General features: G+C 71.6%; 15 protein-coding genes and 1 pseudogene. 7 read left to right on the top strand and 9 right to left on the bottom strand.

Annotation, left to right across the window (positions count from 1 at the left end; genetic code table 11):
• Positions 1-37: 37 nt before the first annotated feature.
• From ACIRF8_RS10580 to ACIRF8_RS10590, 3 genes are all read left to right on the top strand, one after another.
• Positions 38-1,834, top strand: a complete 1,797-nt coding sequence (locus tag ACIRF8_RS10580) for a thiamine pyrophosphate-requiring protein (RefSeq protein ID WP_404213096.1) — start codon at positions 38-40, stop codon at positions 1,832-1,834.
• A 105-nt stretch (positions 1,835-1,939) separates the two neighbouring features.
• Positions 1,940-3,238, top strand: coding sequence for an acetyl-CoA carboxylase biotin carboxylase subunit family protein (locus ACIRF8_RS10585; protein WP_404213098.1), 1,299 nt, complete (start codon positions 1,940-1,942; stop codon positions 3,236-3,238).
• A gap of 7 nt (positions 3,239-3,245) precedes the next feature.
• Positions 3,246-5,270: a CocE/NonD family hydrolase gene (locus ACIRF8_RS10590; RefSeq protein ID WP_404213100.1), complete on the top strand. Its 2,025-nt coding sequence runs from the start codon at positions 3,246-3,248 to the stop codon at positions 5,268-5,270.
• A gap of 33 nt (positions 5,271-5,303) precedes the next feature.
• Here the strand turns inward: ACIRF8_RS10590 and ACIRF8_RS10595 are convergent, their stop codons facing one another.
• The 7 genes and pseudogenes from ACIRF8_RS10595 to ACIRF8_RS10625 all read right to left on the bottom strand — a co-directional run bounded on the left by ACIRF8_RS10595 (position 5,304) and on the right by ACIRF8_RS10625 (position 11,357).
• Positions 5,304-6,773, bottom strand: a complete 1,470-nt coding sequence (locus tag ACIRF8_RS10595) for an aminotransferase class I/II-fold pyridoxal phosphate-dependent enzyme (protein ID WP_404213102.1) — start codon at positions 6,771-6,773, stop codon at positions 5,304-5,306.
• A 223-nt stretch (positions 6,774-6,996) separates the two neighbouring features.
• A pseudogene (locus ACIRF8_RS10600) lies at positions 6,997-7,335 on the bottom strand (PRC-barrel domain-containing protein); the annotation flags it as partial.
• A gap of 174 nt (positions 7,336-7,509) precedes the next feature.
• Complete coding sequence (locus ACIRF8_RS10605; RefSeq protein WP_404213103.1) at positions 7,510-8,358, bottom strand: carbohydrate ABC transporter permease; 849 nt, start codon at positions 8,356-8,358, stop codon at positions 7,510-7,512.
• Positions 8,358-9,290 (bottom strand): carbohydrate ABC transporter permease, encoded by a 933-nt coding sequence (locus ACIRF8_RS10610; protein ID WP_404213105.1) that lies wholly within the window; start codon positions 9,288-9,290, stop codon positions 8,358-8,360. Before ACIRF8_RS10610 ends, ACIRF8_RS10605 begins: the two co-directional genes overlap by 1 nt.
• On the bottom strand, positions 9,287-10,540 hold the full coding sequence (locus ACIRF8_RS10615; protein ID WP_404213107.1) for an ABC transporter substrate-binding protein: 1,254 nt from the start codon (positions 10,538-10,540) through the stop codon (positions 9,287-9,289). Before ACIRF8_RS10615 ends, ACIRF8_RS10610 begins: the two co-directional genes overlap by 4 nt.
• 130 nt (positions 10,541-10,670) lie before the next feature.
• Entirely contained in the window at positions 10,671-10,871 is a 201-nt protein-coding gene (locus ACIRF8_RS10620; RefSeq protein WP_404213109.1) for an NIPSNAP family protein, read from the bottom strand.
• A 111-nt stretch (positions 10,872-10,982) separates the two neighbouring features.
• Positions 10,983-11,357, bottom strand: a complete 375-nt coding sequence (locus ACIRF8_RS10625) for a hypothetical protein (protein WP_404213111.1) — start codon at positions 11,355-11,357, stop codon at positions 10,983-10,985.
• A gap of 121 nt (positions 11,358-11,478) precedes the next feature.
• Between ACIRF8_RS10625 and ACIRF8_RS10630 the strand changes: the two genes are divergently transcribed.
• The 4 genes from ACIRF8_RS10630 to ACIRF8_RS10645 all read left to right on the top strand — a co-directional run bounded on the left by ACIRF8_RS10630 (position 11,479) and on the right by ACIRF8_RS10645 (position 15,733).
• Positions 11,479-11,973: a flavin reductase family protein gene (locus ACIRF8_RS10630; protein WP_404213113.1), complete on the top strand. Its 495-nt coding sequence runs from the start codon at positions 11,479-11,481 to the stop codon at positions 11,971-11,973.
• A gap of 64 nt (positions 11,974-12,037) precedes the next feature.
• Positions 12,038-12,613: a 2Fe-2S iron-sulfur cluster-binding protein gene (locus ACIRF8_RS10635; RefSeq protein ID WP_404213115.1), complete on the top strand. Its 576-nt coding sequence runs from the start codon at positions 12,038-12,040 to the stop codon at positions 12,611-12,613.
• Entirely contained in the window at positions 12,610-13,605 is a 996-nt protein-coding gene (locus ACIRF8_RS10640; protein ID WP_404213117.1) for an FAD binding domain-containing protein, read from the top strand. The genes ACIRF8_RS10635 and ACIRF8_RS10640 overlap by 4 nt, the downstream gene beginning before the upstream one ends.
• A gap of 31 nt (positions 13,606-13,636) precedes the next feature.
• Positions 13,637-15,733, top strand: coding sequence for a xanthine dehydrogenase family protein molybdopterin-binding subunit (locus tag ACIRF8_RS10645; protein WP_404213119.1), 2,097 nt, complete (start codon positions 13,637-13,639; stop codon positions 15,731-15,733).
• A 12-nt stretch (positions 15,734-15,745) separates the two neighbouring features.
• Here the strand turns inward: ACIRF8_RS10645 and ACIRF8_RS10650 are convergent, their stop codons facing one another.
• Positions 15,746-16,156 carry an ATP-binding protein gene (locus ACIRF8_RS10650; protein WP_404213121.1) on the bottom strand — a complete coding sequence of 137 codons (411 nt, stop codon included), beginning with the start codon at positions 16,154-16,156 and terminating at the stop codon, positions 15,746-15,748.
• Between the two features lie 102 nt (positions 16,157-16,258).
• Positions 16,259-17,800, bottom strand: coding sequence for a glycine betaine/L-proline transporter ProP (gene proP, locus ACIRF8_RS10655; RefSeq protein ID WP_404213123.1), 1,542 nt, complete (start codon positions 17,798-17,800; stop codon positions 16,259-16,261).
• Between the last annotated feature and the right edge of the window lie 285 nt (positions 17,801-18,085).

The following is an 18,085-nucleotide window of genomic DNA, read 5'->3' on the forward strand; positions in this document are numbered from 1 at the left end:
ACAGAGCGAGAACACCACCGCACGAAAGGACTGACCCGTGACGCAGAAGGTCTCCGACCACATCCTGGAGCGCCTGCGCGAATGGGAGGTCGAGCATGTCTTCGCCTACGCGGGCGACGGCATCAACGGCCTTCTCGCCGCCTGGGGACGCGCCGACAACAAACCCGAGTTCATCCAGGCCCGCCACGAGGAGATGGCCGCGTTCGAGGCGGTCGGCTACGCGAAGTTCTCCGGGCGGGCCGGTGTCTGCGCGGCCACCTCGGGACCGGGCGCGATCCACCTCCTCAACGGGCTCTACGACGCCAAGCTCGACCACGTCCCGGTCGTCGCCATCGTCGGGCAGACCAATCGCAGCGCCATGGGCGGCTCGTACCAGCAGGAGGTCGACCTGCTGAGCCTCTACAAGGACGTGGCGTCCGACTTCTGCGAGATGGTCACCGTCCCCGAACAACTCCCCGGCGTCATCGACCGCGCCTTTCGCACCGCGTACGCGCGCCGTACCGTCACCGCGATCATCGTCCCCGCCGACGTGCAGGAACTCGACTACACGCCGCCCACGCACGCCTTCAAGATGGTCCCCTCCAGCCTCGGCATGTCCTCCTACGCGCCGGTCCCGGCCGAGGAGGACCTGCTCAAGGCCGCGGAGATCCTGAACGCGGGCGAGAAGGTCGCCGTGCTCGTCGGCCAGGGCGCGCGAGGGGCCCGCGCCGAGGTGCAGCAGGTCGCCGAGGTGCTGGGCGCGGGCGTCGCCAAGGCGCTGCTCGGCAAGGACGCCCTGCCCGACGACCTGCCGTACGTCACCGGGTCCATCGGCCTGCTCGGCACCCGCCCCTCCTACGAGCTGATGCAGGGGTGCGACACCCTGCTGGTCATCGGTTCCAGCTTCCCGTACAGCCAGTTCCTGCCCGAGTTCGGTCAGGCGCGGGCGGTCCAGATCGACATCGACCCGCACATGATCGGGCTGCGGTACCCCTTCGAGCTCAACCTCGTCGGCGATGCGCGGGCCACCCTGGAGCGGCTGCTGCCTCACTTGCGCAAGAAGTCCCACGGCAAGTGGCGCAAGAAGATCGAGAAGGACACCGCCCGCTGGTGGCAGGTGATGGAGCGGCGCGCCGCCGTCGAGGCCGACCCGATCAACCCGGAGTACGTCGTCCACGCCCTCGACGCGCTCCTGCCCGACGACGTCATCCTCGCCGCGGACTCCGGCTCGGCCGCCAACTGGTACGCGCGTCACCTGCGGCTGCGCGGCGACATGCGCGGTTCGCTGTCGGGGACGCTGGCCACGATGGGCCCGGGCGTCCCGTACGTCATCGGCGCGAAGTTCGCGCATCCCGGGCGGCCCGCCATCGCCCTCGTCGGCGACGGGGCGATGCAGATGAACGGCATGGCCGAGCTGATCACGGCGGCCAAGTACTGGAAGGAGTGGGAGGACCCGCGGCTCGTCGTGGCCGTCCTCAACAACCAGGACCTCAACCAGGTCACCTGGGAGATGCGGGCCATGTCGGGGGCGCCGCAGTTCCTGCCCTCGCAGGCGCTGCCCGACGTGGCGTACGCGGACTTCGCCCGGTCGATCGGGCTCGGCGGCGCCCGGGTGGAGAAGCCGGGCGACGTGGAGAGCGCGTGGCGCCAGGCGCTGGCCTGCGACCGGCCGTTCGTGCTCGACTTCCGCACGGACCCGGCGGTGCCGCCGATCCCGCCGCACGCCACGCTGGACCAGATCGAGGCGGCGGCCACCGCGATCCTCAAGGGTGACAGCGACTCGGCGGACGTGCTGAAGCAGGGCTTCAAGGCGAAGGTGCAGGAGATGCTGCCCGGCGGGCACCGGGACACGTGAGGCACAGGGGGGCGGGCTTGTCGCAGGTGGCGGCGGTGGAGCGGGACGTGTGCCAGGGCTGACGACGGGTACCCAGGCCCCCATCGTCAACTTTGGGAGCCGCACGTGACTCAGCGCCGCAAGAACGTGTTCGTCCTCGGACTGGACGACGCCAACCTGCCGACCCTGCAAGCCGTCCCCCGCGCCCGCGACCTGGAGTTCCATCGCCTGCTGACCATCGAGGAACTCCAGGAGGGCGAGGTCAGCGTCCCCGACCTCATCGACCGGGCCTGCAAGGTGCTCGACGCCTTCGACGGCCCGATCGACGCGATCGTCGGCTACTGGGACTTCCCGGTCAGCACGCTGGTGGCCATTCTCGGCGAGCGGTACGGCACCCGCGCCACGAGCCTGGAGTCGGTCGTCAAGTGCGAGCACAAGTACTGGAGCCGGCTGGTCCAGGCCGAGGTCGTCTCGGAGCACCCGAACTTCGGGCGCGTCGACCTGACCGCGGACGACCCCCGGCCGCCCGAGGGCGTCTCCTTCCCGATGTGGCTCAAGCCGGCGCTCTCGTACTCCTCCGAACTCGCCTACGGCGTCGAGGACATGACGGAGTTCCGCGACGCCGTCGAGCACATCCGCGACGGCATAGCGCGGGTCGGCCGCCCCTTCGAGTACATCCTGGAGCAGCTCGAACTGCCCTCGGAGATGGCCGGGGTGGGCGCCCAGGTGTGCCTGGCGGAAGAGGCGCTCGAAGGGCTCCAGGTCGCCGTCGAGGGGTACGTCCACGACGGCGAGGTCACCGTCTACGGCGTACTCGACTCGATCAACTACCCGGATTCGACGAGCTTCCTGCGCCATCAGTACCCCTCGGCGCTGCCCGCGCCCGTGCAGCAGCGGCTGCGGGACGTGTCCGAGCGGGTGATGCGCCGCATCGGCATGAACGAGGCGACGTTCAGCATCGAGTTCTTCTACGACCCGCACACCGACTCGGTCGCCGTCCTGGAGATCAACCCGCGCCACTCCCAGTCGCACGCCGAACTGTTCCAGTACGTCGACGGAGTGCCCAACCACCACTGCATGCTGGCGCTCGCCCTGGGCGAGGACCCCGCGCTCCCGCACCGCGAGGGCCCCTACGCGCTGGCGGCCAAGTGGTACTACCGCTGGTTCACCGACGGTGTCGTGCGCCGGATCCCGTCGGCCGACGAGGTCGCCAGGATCGCCGAGTCGATCCCCGGCGTCCGCATCGACATCGTCCCCGACCAGGAGCAGCGCCTCTCCGAGATCGGCCAGCAGGACAGCTACAGCTACGAGGTGGCGCACATCTTCACCGGCGGAGACAGTGAGGAGGAGCTGCGCGAGAAGTTCGACCGCTGCGTGGCCGCCCTCCGCCTGAGCTTCGACAGCCCGACCGACCACTCGTCCTGAGAGAGTTATGCGCTACGTCGATCATCTCCCGCACGCCACCAAGGAAGAGGAGAACGTCAGGATCCCGATGTCGGACGGCATCCACCTGTCGGCCCGGATCTGGCGTCCCCTCTCCTCCGACAACACCCCGGTCCCCGCCGTCCTGGAGTACATCCCCTACCGCAAGCGGGACCTGAGTTCGGTCCGCGACTCCATCCACCACCCGTACATCGCCGGTCACGGCTACGCGTGCGTCCGCGTCGACCTGCGCGGCACCGGCGACTCCGAGGGCGTCCTCACCGACGAGTACCTGGAACGTGAGCAGGCCGACGCCGAGGAAGTCCTCGAATGGCTGGCCGCGCAGCCCTGGTGCGACGGCAACACCGGCATGATGGGCATCTCCTGGGGCGCGTTCGCCGCGCTCCAGGTCGCCGCCCGCCGACCGCCGAGCCTGCGGGCCGTCGTCCTCTCCTCGTTCACGGACGACCGCTACGCCGACGACATGCACTACATGGGCGGGGCGCTGCTCTCCGACAACCTGGGTGAGGCGGGCACGATGTTCGCCTACTCCACCTGCCCGCCCGACCCCGCGACGGTCGGCGACGCCTGGCGCGAGATGTGGCACGAACGCCTGGAGGCGGTCGAGCCGTGGGTGCTCAACTGGCTGCGCCACCAGCGCCGCGACGCCTACTGGCGGCACGCCTCCGTCTGCGAGGACTACGCGGCGGTCCGCTGCCCCGTGCTGGCCTCCAGCGGCTGGGCGGACGGCTACTCCAACGCCGTGACGCGGCTGCTCGCCCACCTCGACGTGCCCCGCAAGGGCCTGATCGGCCCGTGGTCGCACAAGTATCCGCACCTGGGTGAGCCGGGGCCCGCGATCGGCTACCTCCAGGAGGTCGTGCGCTGGTGGGACCACTGGCTGAAGGGCGTGGACAACGGGGTGATGGACGGGCCGATGTTGCGCGCCTGGATGCAGGAGAGCGTCCCGCCGTCCACGTCCTACGAGGAGCGCCCCGGGCGCTGGGTGGGTGAGTCCTGGCCGTCGGAGCGCATCGAGGAGACCGCCTACCAGCTCGGCTCGGGCCGTCTGTCGTCCCCGGCGGAGAAGGCCGGGGAGCCGGTCGGGGCGAGCATCCAGTCCCCGCTGTCCGTGGGGCAGTTCGCCGGCAAGTGGGCCTCGTACAACGCGCCGCCGGACCTTCCCTACGACCAGCGCGAGGAGGACGGCGGCTCCCTGGTCTACGAGACGGAGCCGCTCACGGAGCGCCTTGAGATCCTCGGGGTGCCGCGCGTCGAGGTCGAGGTGAGCGCGGACCGGCCCGTCGCGATGATCGCGGCGCGGCTCTCCGACGTGGCGCCCGACGGGCGGGCCACCCGCGTCACGTACGGCATCCTCAACCTGACGCGCCGGGACGGCGGGGACGAGCCCGCCCCGCTGGAGCCCGGAGAGCGCTACCGCGCCGTGGTCAACCTCAACGGCGTCGCCCAGGCGTTCCCGCCCGGCCACCGGGTCCGGCTCTCCCTGTCGACGTCGTACTGGCCGCTGGCCTGGCCGCCGCCGTGCCCGACGCTCCTGACGGTCCACGAGGAGTCCTGCCGCGCGGTGCTGCCGGTCCGGCCCGCCGGGAGCGACGACGACACGCCGGTGCCCGCCTTCGAGGCGCCGGAGGGCGCGTCCCCCCTCACCGCCCGCTCCGTGACCCCACCGGAGGAGCGCTGGGAGGTGACCCGGGACCTGGTGGACTACGGCTCCACCCTGGAGATCGTGAAGGACCGCGGCACCCTCCACTTCGACGACATCGACCTCGATGTGGGGTGCCGCGCGGTGGAGCGGTACACGTCGACGGCCGACGACTTCACGTCGCCGGCGGGCGAGTCCACCTGGACCATGAGCTTCCGGCGCGACGACTGGGACGTACGGGTGCGCACCAGTACGACGCTGCGCTGCGACGCCACCTCGTTCCAGGTGAACGCGACGCTGGACGCGTACGAGTCCGACCGCCGCGTCTTCTCGCGCACCTGGAACGAGACGCTGCCCCGGGACGCTCTCTAGCGCGCTCCGGCCGGGCGGTGGCCCCTCCCTCCTCTAGTCCTGCGTCACGCGGACGGTGCGGAAGGAGGGGTCCGCGGCGTCCGGGAGGTTCATTCCGGCCTCGACGCCCGAGGACAGGTAGTCGAGGACGGGCTCGGTGAGGCGCTCGCCCGGCAGGACCGCGGGGATGCCGGGCGGGTAGGGCGTCACCATCTCGGCGGCGACCCGGCCCGCCGCCTTGTCGACGGGCACGTCCTCGGTCCGGGCGAAGAACGCGTCCCGCGGCAGGCACGCCTGCTCCATCCGCAGTTCGTCCGGGTCCGGGACCTCGACCGGCGGTGCCGCGTCCCAGTCGCGCGCCGCGTCGGCGAGGTCCCGCAGGGCCCGCAGCAGCGGCCTTGTCGTCTCGTGGCTGTCGGCGTGCGTGATCTGGACGTTGATGCGGCGGTGGTCAGCGAGGTGGACGTCGATGCCGCGGTGTTCGCGCAGCCAGTCCGCGGCACGGTAACCGGACAGCGCGGGCCCGGTGAGGTCGACGACGACGGGGAGCGGATCGAGGTCGTCGGCGAGACCCGGGCCGCAGAAGTCCCTCCGGTCGTTCACGTGCATGCCGTCGATCGCCTCGATGCCCGCGCGCACCTCGCCCGCGAGTTCCAGGGCGCGGGTCAGCAACTCGCGCCCGTGCAGGGCCATTTGGCGCCGCCAGCCGTCCAGGCCCGCGAAGATGAGGACCGAGGGGCTGGTCGTGCCCCACAGGTCCGCGCGGTTCTTCAGGACGTCCGGTGCGACGAGGTCGCCCTGGAGATGGAAGACCGAGCCCTGTTCGAGGCCGCTGCCCATCTTGTGGATGCTGGTCACGCAGACGTCCGCGCCCGCGTCCATCGCCCAGGTGGGCAGGTCGGGGTGGAACGGCAGGTGCGCGCCCCACGCCTCGTCGACGATGAGCGGAAGGCCCCGGCGGTGGCAGACGTCGGCGATGGCGGCCAGGTCGGCGCAGGCGCCGTACGGTGTGGGGCTGGTGACGAGGGCGCCCCTGGCGTCGGGGTGGGCCTTCAGGGCGGCTTCGAAGTCCGCCGCGGACGGGGCGTGGGCCAGGTGCCGCTCGGCGTCCCAGCGCGGTTCGACCCACACCGGCACTATGCCGGACAGGATCAGGGCGGACACCACGGACTTGTGGGCGTCCCGGCCGATCAGCAGGTGGTCGCCGGGGCCCGCGACCGACAGCATCGCCGCCTTGACCGACAGGGAACTGCCGCAGGTGGTGAAGAAGGTGTGGTCGGCGTGGACGGCGTCCGCCATGAGTTCCTCGGCGTGGCGCAAATACTGGCCGCGCCGGCGCCGGTCGTCCAGGCCGCCGGAGGCGAGCAGGTCACCGAAGAAGACGGCGTCCCCGAGGACCCTGCGGGTCTCGGGATCGGCGCCGCGGGCCTGCTTGTGCCCGGGCGGGGTGAACGCGAGCGAGCCGTTGCTCCGGTAGGCGTCGAGAGCTTCCAGGACAGGGGCCTGTGTGTGATCCATGGACATGCACGGACGCGTTCCCCGAAGTGCCGCCCTTCCCACCTCGTGGAATGCGGGGCCGGCAGGGGCGGCGTACGCGGGCGAGGGCCGGACCCCACATGGCGGCCCGGCCCTCTGTCCCGGTGTGTCGCGTCGGCGACCCTCAGATCGTGGGTCGGCCGGGGCCCGTGCCCGGAGCGCCGGGCGCGCCCGGGGTACCAGGTGTGCCGGGGGTGCCGGACGTGCCGGACGTGCCGTAGTACGAGCCCAGTTGCTCGTGGTAGCCGGCGTCGCCCAGGTGCTTCTCCTTGTTGAATTCCGGCGCGCTCTTGATCTCGTCCTTGGTGCGCGCCACCTGGATGGTCTTCGCCTCGGCGTCGATCCCGATGATCGTGCCGGCGGGGAGCAGGACCTCCTTGCCGAAGATCCACACACCGGTGTCGACCACGATGTACTGCGAACCGACATCGTTGGAGTGCTTGTCCACCTTGCCGATGTGCCCGTCGGTGGCCTCGACCTTGTACCCCGTCAGGTCGGCGTTCGGAGTGTGACCAGCACTGGCCGGGTAGTTCCAGATGTTCTCGGTCATAGTGCTACCTCCGTACATCAGTCGCATGCAGTCAGGCGATGCAGGGCTGCATCGTGCGTCCTGTCCGGCGACGTAACCCGACTGTCCGAGGGGCCCGTCTTCAAACGGGCCCCGCCGAACATGGCGCGATGTCCTCCGCCTCACGATGCCGTGCGACCGGGTCGGCCGGCCCGGTCAGTCGATACCCGAGCGTTCCACCCCCGCCACGATCCAGCGCTGGAACAGCAGGAACACCACGAGCAGGGGCACGATCGAGACCGTGGCGGCGATGAACAGCTCGTGCAGGCGCACCACTTGGGAGGTCGTGAACGACGACAGGGCGACCTGCACCGTCCACGCGTCTCGGTCCTGGCCGATGACCAGCGGCCACAGGAACGCGTTCCAGGCCCCGATGAAGACGATGGTGCCGACGGCGGCGAACACGGGCCGGGCGTTCGGCGCCACCACCAGCCAGTACGTGCGCCAGGGGCCGAGGCCGTCGACCCGGGCCGCGTCCTCCAGCTCGCCGGGGAAGCCGAGGAAGTACTGGCGGAAGACGAAACAGGCGAACGCGGAGAACAGCGTCGGGACGATGAGCCCGCGCAGGGTGGAGACCCAGCCGAGCGACGACACCAGGACGAAGGTGGGCACGAACGTCACCGCCGCCGGAACCATGAGCGTGCTGAGGACGACGTAGAACACCTTGTTCGCGTGCCGGTACGGGATGCGGGCGAGGCCGTAACCGGCGAGCGAGGCGAGCAGCACGGTGCCCAGGGTCGTCGCGACGGCGATGAGCGCCGAGTTGAGCAGGGACCGGGCGAAGGGGACCGAGGTGTCCTCGAACAGCTCGCGCACGTTGTCCCACCGCAGCCGCGAGGGGAAGAACGTCCAGTCGGGCGAGGTGATGTCCTGCTCGGTGGCGAGGCCGTTGCGGACGAGCAGGTAGAACGGGATGAGGAAGAGCGTCGCCAGGGCGATGAGGAGGACGAGCCGCAGGGCCCGGCCGGCGCGGACGAGGGCGTCGCCCTCTCGGATCGGCGGCATCAGTCCGCCTCCTTCCTGCCGAGGCCGAACCACCGTGCCTGCCCGATCGTCACCACCGCGATGATCAGGGCGAGAAGCACCGCTCCCGCGCTGCCGAGGCCGAGGTTCTGCCCCTGGCCGAGGGCCGTGTAGTAGAGGTAGACGAGCGGCGGGCGGGCGTAGGGCGGATAGCCGCGGGCGTCGGAGAGCAGGTTGTAGAACTCGTCGAAGGCCTGGAAGGCGTTGATGACGAGCAGCAGCACGACGGCGACGGAGGTCGCCCGCAGTTGGGGGAAGGTGATGTGCCGGAACACCTGCCAGCCGGGCCTGGCGCCGTCGACGGCCGCCGCCTCGTAGAGGGTTGGGCTGATCCGCTGGAGGCCCGCCAGGAAGAGGATCATGTAGAACCCCGCTTGGAGCCACAGTCGTACGGTGACGACGACCAGCCAGTACCAGGGCGGGTCCGTGGTGGACAGCCAGGCGACCGGGTCCGAACCGGCGTACCCGAGCAGGGTGTTGGCGAGCCCGAACCGCACCCCGTTGAAGAGGGACATCTTCCAGATCAGCGCGGCGACGACGTAGCTGCACGCGGCGGGGAGGAAGAAGACCGAGCGGAAGAACGCCTGGGCGCGCCGCAGCCGGTTCACCATGAGGGCGAGCGCGAGCGAGGCGGCGTAGGTCGTCGGCACGATGAAGAGGGTGAAGAGGCAGAACGTCCACAGGCTGTCGCGGAACGCGTCGTCCTCAAGGAGCGAGACGTAGTTGTCGAGGCCGACGAAACGGTCCGGCGTGACGGTGTTGTGGGCATCGAAGAAGCTCAGCCAGACACTCCAGGCGAGCGGCACGTACGTGAACAGGCCGAGGCCGAGGGCGAAGGGGCCGACGAACACCCAGAACCATCCCGTGCGGCGACGGGTGATCCGCTTCGCCGACTGCGACGGGACGGCGCTCACCTGGACGTCACGCGGGTCAGCTCCGCCGACACCTTCCGCACGACGTCACGCAGTTCGCTCTCCGGGTTCGCGCCGTCCTTGATGACGCGGTTGAGGGCGTCCTGGTAGGCGGTCTGGGACGCCGGGGTCCACAACAGCGGCTGGGCGTAGCCGTGTTCGGTGGTGAAGCGGACGGCGTCGGCCGCCGCGCCGTCCTTCAGCCTGTCCGCCTTCTCGGCGAGGGAGACGCGGGCCGGGATGTGGAAGCCGTAGCCGAGGGCGAAGTCCTCCTGGTATGCGGTGCGGTCGATCCACAGCCACTTCGCGAAGTCCTTGGCCGCCCGCTGGTGCGCGCCGCGCGTGGAGACCGCGGCGGCGTACGCGCCGACGGGCACGGACGGGGCGCCGTGGGTGCCGTCCTTCGGGAACGGCAGCACCCCGAAGTCGTCGCCGAGGGCCTTTTGGACGGCGGGCAGCGCCCACAGTCCCGACCACTGCATGGCGGTGAGGCCCTGGATGAACGCCGACGGGTCCGACCAGTCCGCGGGGGCGCCGAGCAGCAGCGACTTGTCGGCGTACAACTGGTGCAGTTTGCCGAGCGCGCGGGCGGCGGCCGGGTCGTCGAAGCCGACCTTGCCGTCGTCGGTGACGAGGGAGAGTCCGGCCGCGTACAGCGGGGTGCCACCGAGGACACCCGCGCCCGCGTCGTTGCCGAGAAAGAGGCCCTTGACCTTCCCGCTCGTCAACTTCGCCGCCGCGTCGACGAGTTCGTCGAGCGTGCCGGGCGGTCGCACTCCCGCGTCGTCGAGCATGCTCTTGCGGTAGAAGAGCATCTGCATGTCGATGACCTGGGGGATGCCCCAGATCTTCCCGTCGTACGTCTTCGGGGCGAGCACCGCCGGGTTGAAGTCGTCCTTGACGCCCTCGAAGAGGTCGGTGAGGTCCGCGACCTGCTTGCCCTGGATCTGGTCCAGGGTGGGGCCGTTGACCTCGAAGACGTCCGGTCCCGACTTGGTGAGCAGGGCGGCGGCCGTCTGCTGGTCGTAGTTGCCCGGGCGCCACTGGACGGTGACCCGCGCCTTCTTGTAGGCGGCGGCGTACCTCTTCACGGCCTGCTCGGTGCCCTGCTCGCCGTACTGGTGGTACCACTGCGACAGTTCAAGTCCCGTGCCGGATTCGTTCCCCTCGCCGCGTCCCGTGTCGGACCCGCATGCGGTGAGCAGGCCGAAGGCGGCACCGGTGGCGAGCAGTCCCCTGCGGCTGATGGTCATGTCGGTCGTCCCCAGTCTCGGTCGGCCGGGCCGGCTGCTGGCCTCCCGGCGGTCTCGGTGCGGTGCGAACCCCGTGTGTCTGTCCCGGTGGCCCGACGATCAACCCTGCACGGGCTTTTCGAAGGTGGTGCTACGGGCGTGTGTCACCGTCGGAAGGCGCGGAGGAATCGGGCAGCAGCGGGCGCATGAAGGTGCGTTCGTAGCGCGCGCGGTACTGCTCGTACGCGGCGAGGCTGGGGAAGCCGAACCGGGCGAGGGCGAGGTCGCCGGCGCCTTCGGCCGGGAGGAAGTAGCCGTGGTGCGTGCCGCCGTGCCGGTCGAGGAGCCGCATGCAGCGGCGGTCGAACCGCTCGCACGCGTGATCTTCGCCGGGCCGATCTCGTAGTGGACCACGCAGGTAATCACGGAGGGCATCGTAGGTGGGGTGTGGCAGCCCGAGGTCTCACTTCCGGGGGCCGGTGGGTTCCTGGTCCTGTCGGCGGCCGATCACGAGTTCCACGCCGCCCTCGGCGGGAAGCGTCCGCCGCACCCCCCACAGCCGTTCCGCCGTCGGGGTGCCGGCGGCCGTGGTGTGGGCCGCGACGGCCAGGGCCAGGTCGCCCCGGTCGGAGACCAGCAGCTCCGCCGCGGTGGTGACCCCGTCGGAGAAGCGCAGGGCCAGGCCGACCGCGGTGGGGGCGGCGGCGAAGCCGGCCGGATCGGGCAGGCCCCGCACAAGGCAGCGCGCGCCCGCGTAGAGATGCGTACGGGCGCACTCGGCGGGAAAGGGGTCGTCGTTCGCGGGGTCGGGAAGGGGCTCGGGCACGGGACCGGGCACGGCTGGCTCCGAACGTCGCTGGGGTGATCGGACGACTCCATGCCAGCAGTGCGGAGAGGAGGGCGCATGAGCGGACGGCCGAACGCGGGGCCGGAGGACGCGGGCGGGCCGGGAGGTCGCCGTGGCTGACGTCGACGGCTTCGACGCCTTCACCTCGCTGGCCGACTCCCCCGTCTACGTGGTCACCACCGCCGCCCGCGGCGAACGCGCGGGGTGCCTCGTCGGCTTCGCGGCCCAGTGCTCCCTCGACCCCGTGCGGTTCGCCGTGTGGCTGTCCAAGGCGAACCACACCTACCGTCTCGCCCGAACGGCGCAGAGCCTGGCCGTGCACCTCGTCGACCGGCGGATGCACCATCTGGCCGAGGTGTTCGGGGGGCGCTGCGGCGTACAGCACGACAAGTTCACGGGGCTCGGCTGGTCCGAGGGCCCGGACGGGGTGCCCGTCCTGGACGACGCGCTCGCCTGGTTCGCGGGCCGGGTCCACGACCGGTTCGACGGGGGCGACCACGTCGCCTTCGTCCTGGACCCGGTCACCGGCGGGGCGTCGCCGGACACCGAGGGCCGTCCGCTCTCGCTGCACGACACCCTCGACATCACCGCCGGACACCCCGCATGAGCGTGCGCGCCGGGCGCTCCCGGCATGCCGCACGGCGCGTCCTGGCCCAGGCTGGGGATGTGCCATGTCCATCGCAGTCCCCGCATCACCCGAGGAGCAGCGCCCCATGCCCACCGATGCCTTCCGTTCGGACGTGTCTCTGACGGTCAATGGCAGCCCGCACCGCCTGCCTCTCGACCACCGCACGACCGTCCTGGACGTGTTGCGCGAACATCTCGGTCTCGTCGGCGCCAAGAAGGGCTGCGACCACGGCCAGTGCGGTGCCTGCACGGTCCTGGTCGACGGCCGGCGCGCGAACAGTTGCCTCATGCTGGCCGTCGCCCACGACGGCGCCGAGATCACCACGGTCGAGGGTCTGCCGGACACGGCCGAGGGTGAACTGCACCCCCTCCAGCGTGCCTTCGTGGAGCGGGACGCCTTCCAGTGCGGCTACTGCACACCCGGGCAGCTCTGTTCCGCGGTCGGCGCCCTCGCCGAGGCCGCGGCGGGGCACCCCTCCCACGTCACGCCCCCGGACGCGGGAACCGGCGAGCCCGTGCCGCTCACCAGGGACGAGATCCGCGAACGGCTCAGCGGCAACCTGTGCCGCTGCGGCGCCTACCCGCACATCGTCGAGGCCGTCGAGGACGTGATCCGGTGAAACCCTTCCGCTACGTGCGCGCCCGCACCGTCGAAGAGGCGACCGCCGCCCACGGGGGCCGGCCGGACGCCCGCTATCTCGGCGGCGGCACCAACCTCGTCGACCTCATGAAGCTGGGCGTGGAACAGCCCGGCACCCTCGTCGCCGTCCAAGATCTGCCGCTCGACACGGTCGAGGAACTGCCCGACGGTTCCCTGCGCGTCGGCGCCACCGTGAGCAACAGCGACCTCGCCGCCCATCCCCTGGCCCGGGGCCGCTACCCCGTGCTGTCGCAGGCGCTGCTCGCGGGCGCCTCCGGCCAGTTGCGGAACATGGCCACGACCGGCGGCAACCTCCTCCAGCGCACCCGCTGCCCCTACTTCCAGGACACCGGCAAACCGTGCAACAAGCGGGAGCCGGGGTCCGGGTGCGGCGCGCGCGACGGCGTGCACCGCGACCACGCCGTCCTCGGCCACTCGCCGCAGTGCATCGCGACGCACCCCTCCGACATGGCGGTCGCGCTCGCCGCCCTCGACGCCCAGGTGGAGCTGCACGGCTCCGCGGGCGCCCGCACGCTGCCCGCCGCCGACTTCCACCGGCTGCCCGGCGACCGGCCGGAGCGGGACACCGAGATCGAGCCCGGCGAGCTGATCACCGGTGTTCTCCTGCCGCCCACGACGGCGGGGCTGCCCAGCGCGTACCGCAAGGCCCGTGACCGGGCGTCGTACGCCTTCGCCCTCGCCTCCGTGGCCGTCGTCCTCGACGTGCGGGACGGTGTCGTCCGCGACGTGCGGATCGCCTTCGGTGGGCTCGCCCACCGGCCCTGGCGCGCGCTGCGCGCCGAACAGGCGCTGGTGAACGGTCCCGCGACGGACGACGCGTTCCGGCGGGCGGTCGACGCCGAACTCGCCGACGCCGCACCGCTGCGGGACAACGCCTTCAAGGTCCCGCTCGCCCGCAATGTGGCCTGCGACGTGCTGCGCCGCCTGGCCGGCGCCCCCACCGCCTCCTGACGCCCCGCCCCCGCTCACAGAAAGAGACATCATGCCGGACACGGTCAGCGCACTCGGTTCGCCCGCCGGGCGCAGGGAGGGCCCCGCGAAGGTGACGGGGACCGCCCGCTACGCCGCGGAACACACCCCCGAGGGATGCGCCTACGCGTGGCCCGTGCCCGCCACGATCGCGCGCGGCAGGGTGAGCGGCATCGACGACACGGAGGCGCTGGCGCTGCCCGGCGTCGTCGCCGTCCTCACCCACCGCGACGCGCCGCGCCTGAACGAGCCGGACGACGCGACGCTCGCCGTGCTCCAGGACGCGCGGGTCCCGCACCGGGGCTGGTACGTCGCCCTCGTCGTCGCCGACACCCTGGAGACCGCCCGCGAGGCCGCCGCCGCGGTACGGGTCTCCTACGCCGAGGAGCCGCACGAGGTGGAGTTGGGCACCGACCACCCCGACCTCTACGTCCCCGAGGACCAGGACGGCACCTCGGGCGAGCACCTGCGCGGCGAGGCGGACAACGCGTTCGCGTCCGCGCCCGTCCGTGTCGACGTCCTGTACCGGGTGCCGCCGCTGCACAACCACCCGATGGAGCCGCACGCGGCCACCGCCGTCTGGCGGGACGGGCGCCTCACGGTGCACGACTCCAGCCAGGGCAGCTCCACGGTGCGCGACACCCTCGCGGACCTGTTCGGCCTGGCGAAGGACCGGGTCACGGTCGTCTCGGAGCACGTGGGCGGCGGCTTCGGCTCCAAGGGGACGCCCCGCCCGCACGTGGTGCTCGCCGCCATGGCGGCGCGGGTGACCGGACGACCCGTCAAACTCGCCCTGCCGAGGCGGCAGTTGCCCACCGTGGTGGGTCACCGCTCGCCCACGTCGCAGCGGGTGCGGCTGGCCGCCGAGACCGACGGCACGCTGGTCTCCGTGGTGCACGAGGTGACCTCGTACACCTCGCGCGTCAAGGAGTTCGTCGAGACGGGCGCCGCCGCCACCCGCGTCGTCTACCCCTCGCCGCACGCCCGGACCACCCACCGCGTCCTCCCCCTCGACGTGCCGACCCCTTCGTGGATGCGGGCTCCCGGTGAGGCGCCGGGCATGTACGCCCTGGAGTCCGCGATGGACGAACTGGCCGTGGCCCTGGACATGGACCCCGTCGAGCTGCGCCTGCGCAACGACACGGACACCGAGCCGGACAGCGGGCTGCCCTTCAGCAGCCGGCACCTCGCCGAGTGCCTGCGCGAGGGTGCCCGGCGCTTCGGCTGGGCCGAGCGCGACCCGCGCCCCCGCGCGCGCAGGCAAGGGCCGGTCCTGATCGGCACCGGCGTGGCGGCGGCGACGTACCCGGTGCTCGTCTCCCCGAGCCGGGCGAGCGCCCACGCCCGCCCGGACGGCGGCTTCGAGGTGCGGGTCAACGCCACCGACATCGGCACGGGCGCCCGTACGGTGCTCGCCCAGGTCGCCGCCGAAGCGCTGGATGTGGCGCTGGACCGGGTGCGCATCCGGATCGGTGACAGCGACCTGCCGACGGCGCCGCTCGCGGGCGGCTCCTCCGGCACGGCCTCCTGGGGGTGGGCGGTCCACGCGGCCTGTACGCGACTGGCCGAGACGCTGCGGGGGCGGCAGGGGCAGCCGTTGCCCCCGGAGGGGGTCACGGCCGCGGCCGACACCGCGGGTACCGCCGACGCGGACAGCGCCTACGCCCGGCACGCCTTCGGCGCCCACTTCGCCGAGGTCGGCGTCGACACGGTGACCGGCGAGGTACGGGTGCGCCGGCTGCTCGGCGTGTACGCGGCCGGGCGCATCCTCAACCCCCGTACCGCACGCTCCCAGTTCATCGGCGGGATGACGATGGGCCTGGGGATGGCGCTGACGGAGGACAGCACCATGGACCCCGCCTTCGGCGACTTCACCGAGTCCGACCTGGCCTCCTACCATGTGCCCGCGCACGCGGACGTACCCGCGATCGAGGCGCACTGGATCGAGGAGGAGGACCCGCACCTCAACCCCATGGGCAGCAAGGGCATCGGCGAGATCGGCATCGTGGGCACGCCCGCGGCGATCGGAAACGCCGTCCGGCACGCCACCGGGGTCAGGCTGCGCGAACTGCCCCTCACCCCGGACAAGGTCCTCACCGGCGGGGTGTGAGAACCCGCGGGCTCACGCGACGTACGCCGGGCGGAAGCACGCGGTGACGTCCTTGCCGCGGGGGCACGGGTAGGCCCGCCAGGTGTCGGCCAGCGCGTCGATCAGCAGCATGCCGCGACCGCCGAGGGCGTCGTCGTCCGGCTTGCGGGGTTCGGGCGGGCGCGGCGAGGAGTCGTGCACGGTGACGTGCAGGCAGTCGCCGTCCCAGGTCAGCACCAGCAGCGCCGCGCTCCTGGCGTGCACATGGGCGTTGGTGACCAGCTCCGACACGGCCAGCAGGACCGCGTCCACCGTGTCCGGCGCACGCTCCAGCCAGCCGAGCGCCCGCAGATGGTCACGGGTCCAGTCCCGGGCCGCCTTCACTCCGCTGTTCATCGGCAGGGACCGTGCCCACCCCACGGCGCGCAGGGAGGAATCGTCCATCGTCGTGGCTCCTAGTGTGTGAGGGTCCTCCTCCGTGTGCCCTCTAACCGCGGGATGAGACGGACATGACCATGGCGGGTGCGCGCGGGGTACGGCCGGCCGTCAGTCCTTGTCCCGGGGAGTGCGACCGCGGCCCCGCCCGCCGAGGGGGTGCCACAGGCGTAGCCATACGTCTCGCGCGTGCCGCCCGGCGTCGGTGCGGCTGCGGGCCACGAGGGCGCGGGCCTCGTCGGACGTCTCGACCATCGGGCCCGAGCCGCGCAGCGGACGGCCCGCGGTCTCGTACAGGAAGAACGTCGACACGAGACCGATCAGCCCGGCCACCATCAGGTAGAACGCCGGGACGAGGGTGTTGCCGGTCTTGTCGACCAGGAAGGAGGCGAAGAGCGGGGTGGTGCCGCCGAACACGGACACGGACAGGTTGTAGGCGATGGACAGGGCGCCGTAGCGCAGCCGGGTGGGGAACAGGGCCGGCAGGGTGGCCGCCGCCGTTCCGGCGAAGCAGACCAGGAGCAGGCCGAGGATCACGCAGCCGAACGCGGGCAGCAGGATGCCGCCTTCTCTGATCAGCAGGAACGCGGGGACCGCCAGGACGATCATGGCGATGCTGCCGCCCATGAACAGGGGGCGTCTGCCCCACCGGTCCGAGCTGCGGCCGACGACGGTGATCGCGACGACGACGAGCAGCATGGTGCCGAGGACCAGGAGCTGCGCGGTGGTGTCGCTCTCCCCCAGCGTCACGGTCATGAAGGTCGGCAGATAGGACGTCACCATGTAGTTGGTGACGTTGTAGAGCAGCACGAGCCCCATGCAGATCAGCAGGGCCTGCCAGTGGCGGGCGAAGATCTCCCTGAGGCGGCCCTTGCCGGACTGCCGGGCCGCCTCGACGGGGTCCGTGTCGCCGTCCCCGTCCCCCGCTCCGCGCGCCGCCGCCTCGTTGGCCGCCTCCTGCTGGAAGGCGGGTGTCTCCTCCAGCTTCAGCCGCATGTACAGGCCGATGAGGCCGAGCGGTCCGGCGACGAAGAAGGGGATGCGCCATCCCCAGCTCTCCAGACCGTCCGCGCCGAGGGTCAGCGTCAGGACCGTGACCAGCCCGGAGCCGAGGGAGTAGCCCACGAAGGTGCCGAAGTCGAGCCAGCTACCGAGGAAGCCGCGGCGCTGGTCGGGCGCGTACTCCGCGATGTAGGTCGTGGCGCCCGCGTACTCGCCGCCGGTGGAGAAGCCCTGGACCAGGCGGCACAGGAGGAGCAGCAGCGGCGCGGCGAAGCCGATCGAGGCGTACGACGGCAGGAACCCGACGGCGAAGGTGCTGGCCGCCATCATGATCATGGTCGCGGCGAGGACGCGCTGGCGGCCCACGCGGTCACCGAGCGGCCCGAAGACCAAACCGCCGAGCGGGCGGACGAGGAAGGCCGCGGCGAACGTGGCGAAGGTGGAGACCACCTGCGCGCCGGGCGAGCTGGAGGGGAAGAAGACCTTGCCGATGGTGCCCGCCAAATAGGCGTAGACGCCGAAGTCGAACCACTCCATCGTGTTGCCGAGCGCGGCGGCCGTCACGGCGCGCCGGACCGTCGGCCGGTCCGACACCGTCACGTCCGCGGCGCTCAGCGTCTTCTTGCGTTGCCGCAGGAGGGTGCGCACCATGCGGTCCGTGGCGGGTGTGCGGTGCGGTGGTGTCCCCCGTGTCCGGGTCCGGGTCCGTCCGAGCTTTCCGCGCGGCGAGCCTTTCGCCATCAGGCTTGTCTCTTCCTGTGCTGGTGCCGCTCCTGGCCTTCAGCCCTGAAAGGTCGTCTCGGCGCCAAATTATGGCGCCCGGGAACGCGCAGCAACTTCTCCGGCGCAGATGAGGACCTTGGTCCTGTGTACGAAGATCGGTCCGGGACATAAGGAAGATCGCTGCTGCTTGCAGCGTCCCCGCACCGAACGGAA

This window comes from Streptomyces sp. NPDC102406 (genome assembly GCF_044765725.1).
Taxonomy (GTDB): domain Bacteria; phylum Actinomycetota; class Actinomycetes; order Streptomycetales; family Streptomycetaceae; genus Streptomyces.

What these genes read in the sequence shown, in the direction of transcription:
- ACIRF8_RS10590 (WP_404213100.1), top strand. Translation starts at nt 3,246, where the DNA reads ATGCGCTACGTCGATCATCTCCCGCACGCCACCAAGGAAGAGGAGAAC.
- ACIRF8_RS10595 (WP_404213102.1), bottom strand. Translation starts at nt 6,773, where the DNA reads ATGTCCATGGATCACACACAGGCCCCTGTCCTGGAAGCTCTCGACGCC.
- ACIRF8_RS10605 (WP_404213103.1), bottom strand. Translation starts at nt 8,358, where the DNA reads ATGCCGCCGATCCGAGAGGGCGACGCCCTCGTCCGCGCCGGCCGGGCC.
- ACIRF8_RS10615 (WP_404213107.1), bottom strand. Translation starts at nt 10,540, where the DNA reads ATGACCATCAGCCGCAGGGGACTGCTCGCCACCGGTGCCGCCTTCGGC.
- ACIRF8_RS10620 (WP_404213109.1), bottom strand. Translation starts at nt 10,871, where the DNA reads ATGCGGCTCCTCGACCGGCACGGCGGCACGCACCACGGCTACTTCCTC.
- ACIRF8_RS10635 (WP_404213115.1), top strand. Translation starts at nt 12,038, where the DNA reads ATGTCCATCGCAGTCCCCGCATCACCCGAGGAGCAGCGCCCCATGCCC.
- ACIRF8_RS10645 (WP_404213119.1), top strand. Translation starts at nt 13,637, where the DNA reads ATGCCGGACACGGTCAGCGCACTCGGTTCGCCCGCCGGGCGCAGGGAG.
- ACIRF8_RS10650 (WP_404213121.1), bottom strand. Translation starts at nt 16,156, where the DNA reads ATGGACGATTCCTCCCTGCGCGCCGTGGGGTGGGCACGGTCCCTGCCG.
- proP (WP_404213123.1), bottom strand. Translation starts at nt 17,800, where the DNA reads ATGGTGCGCACCCTCCTGCGGCAACGCAAGAAGACGCTGAGCGCCGCG.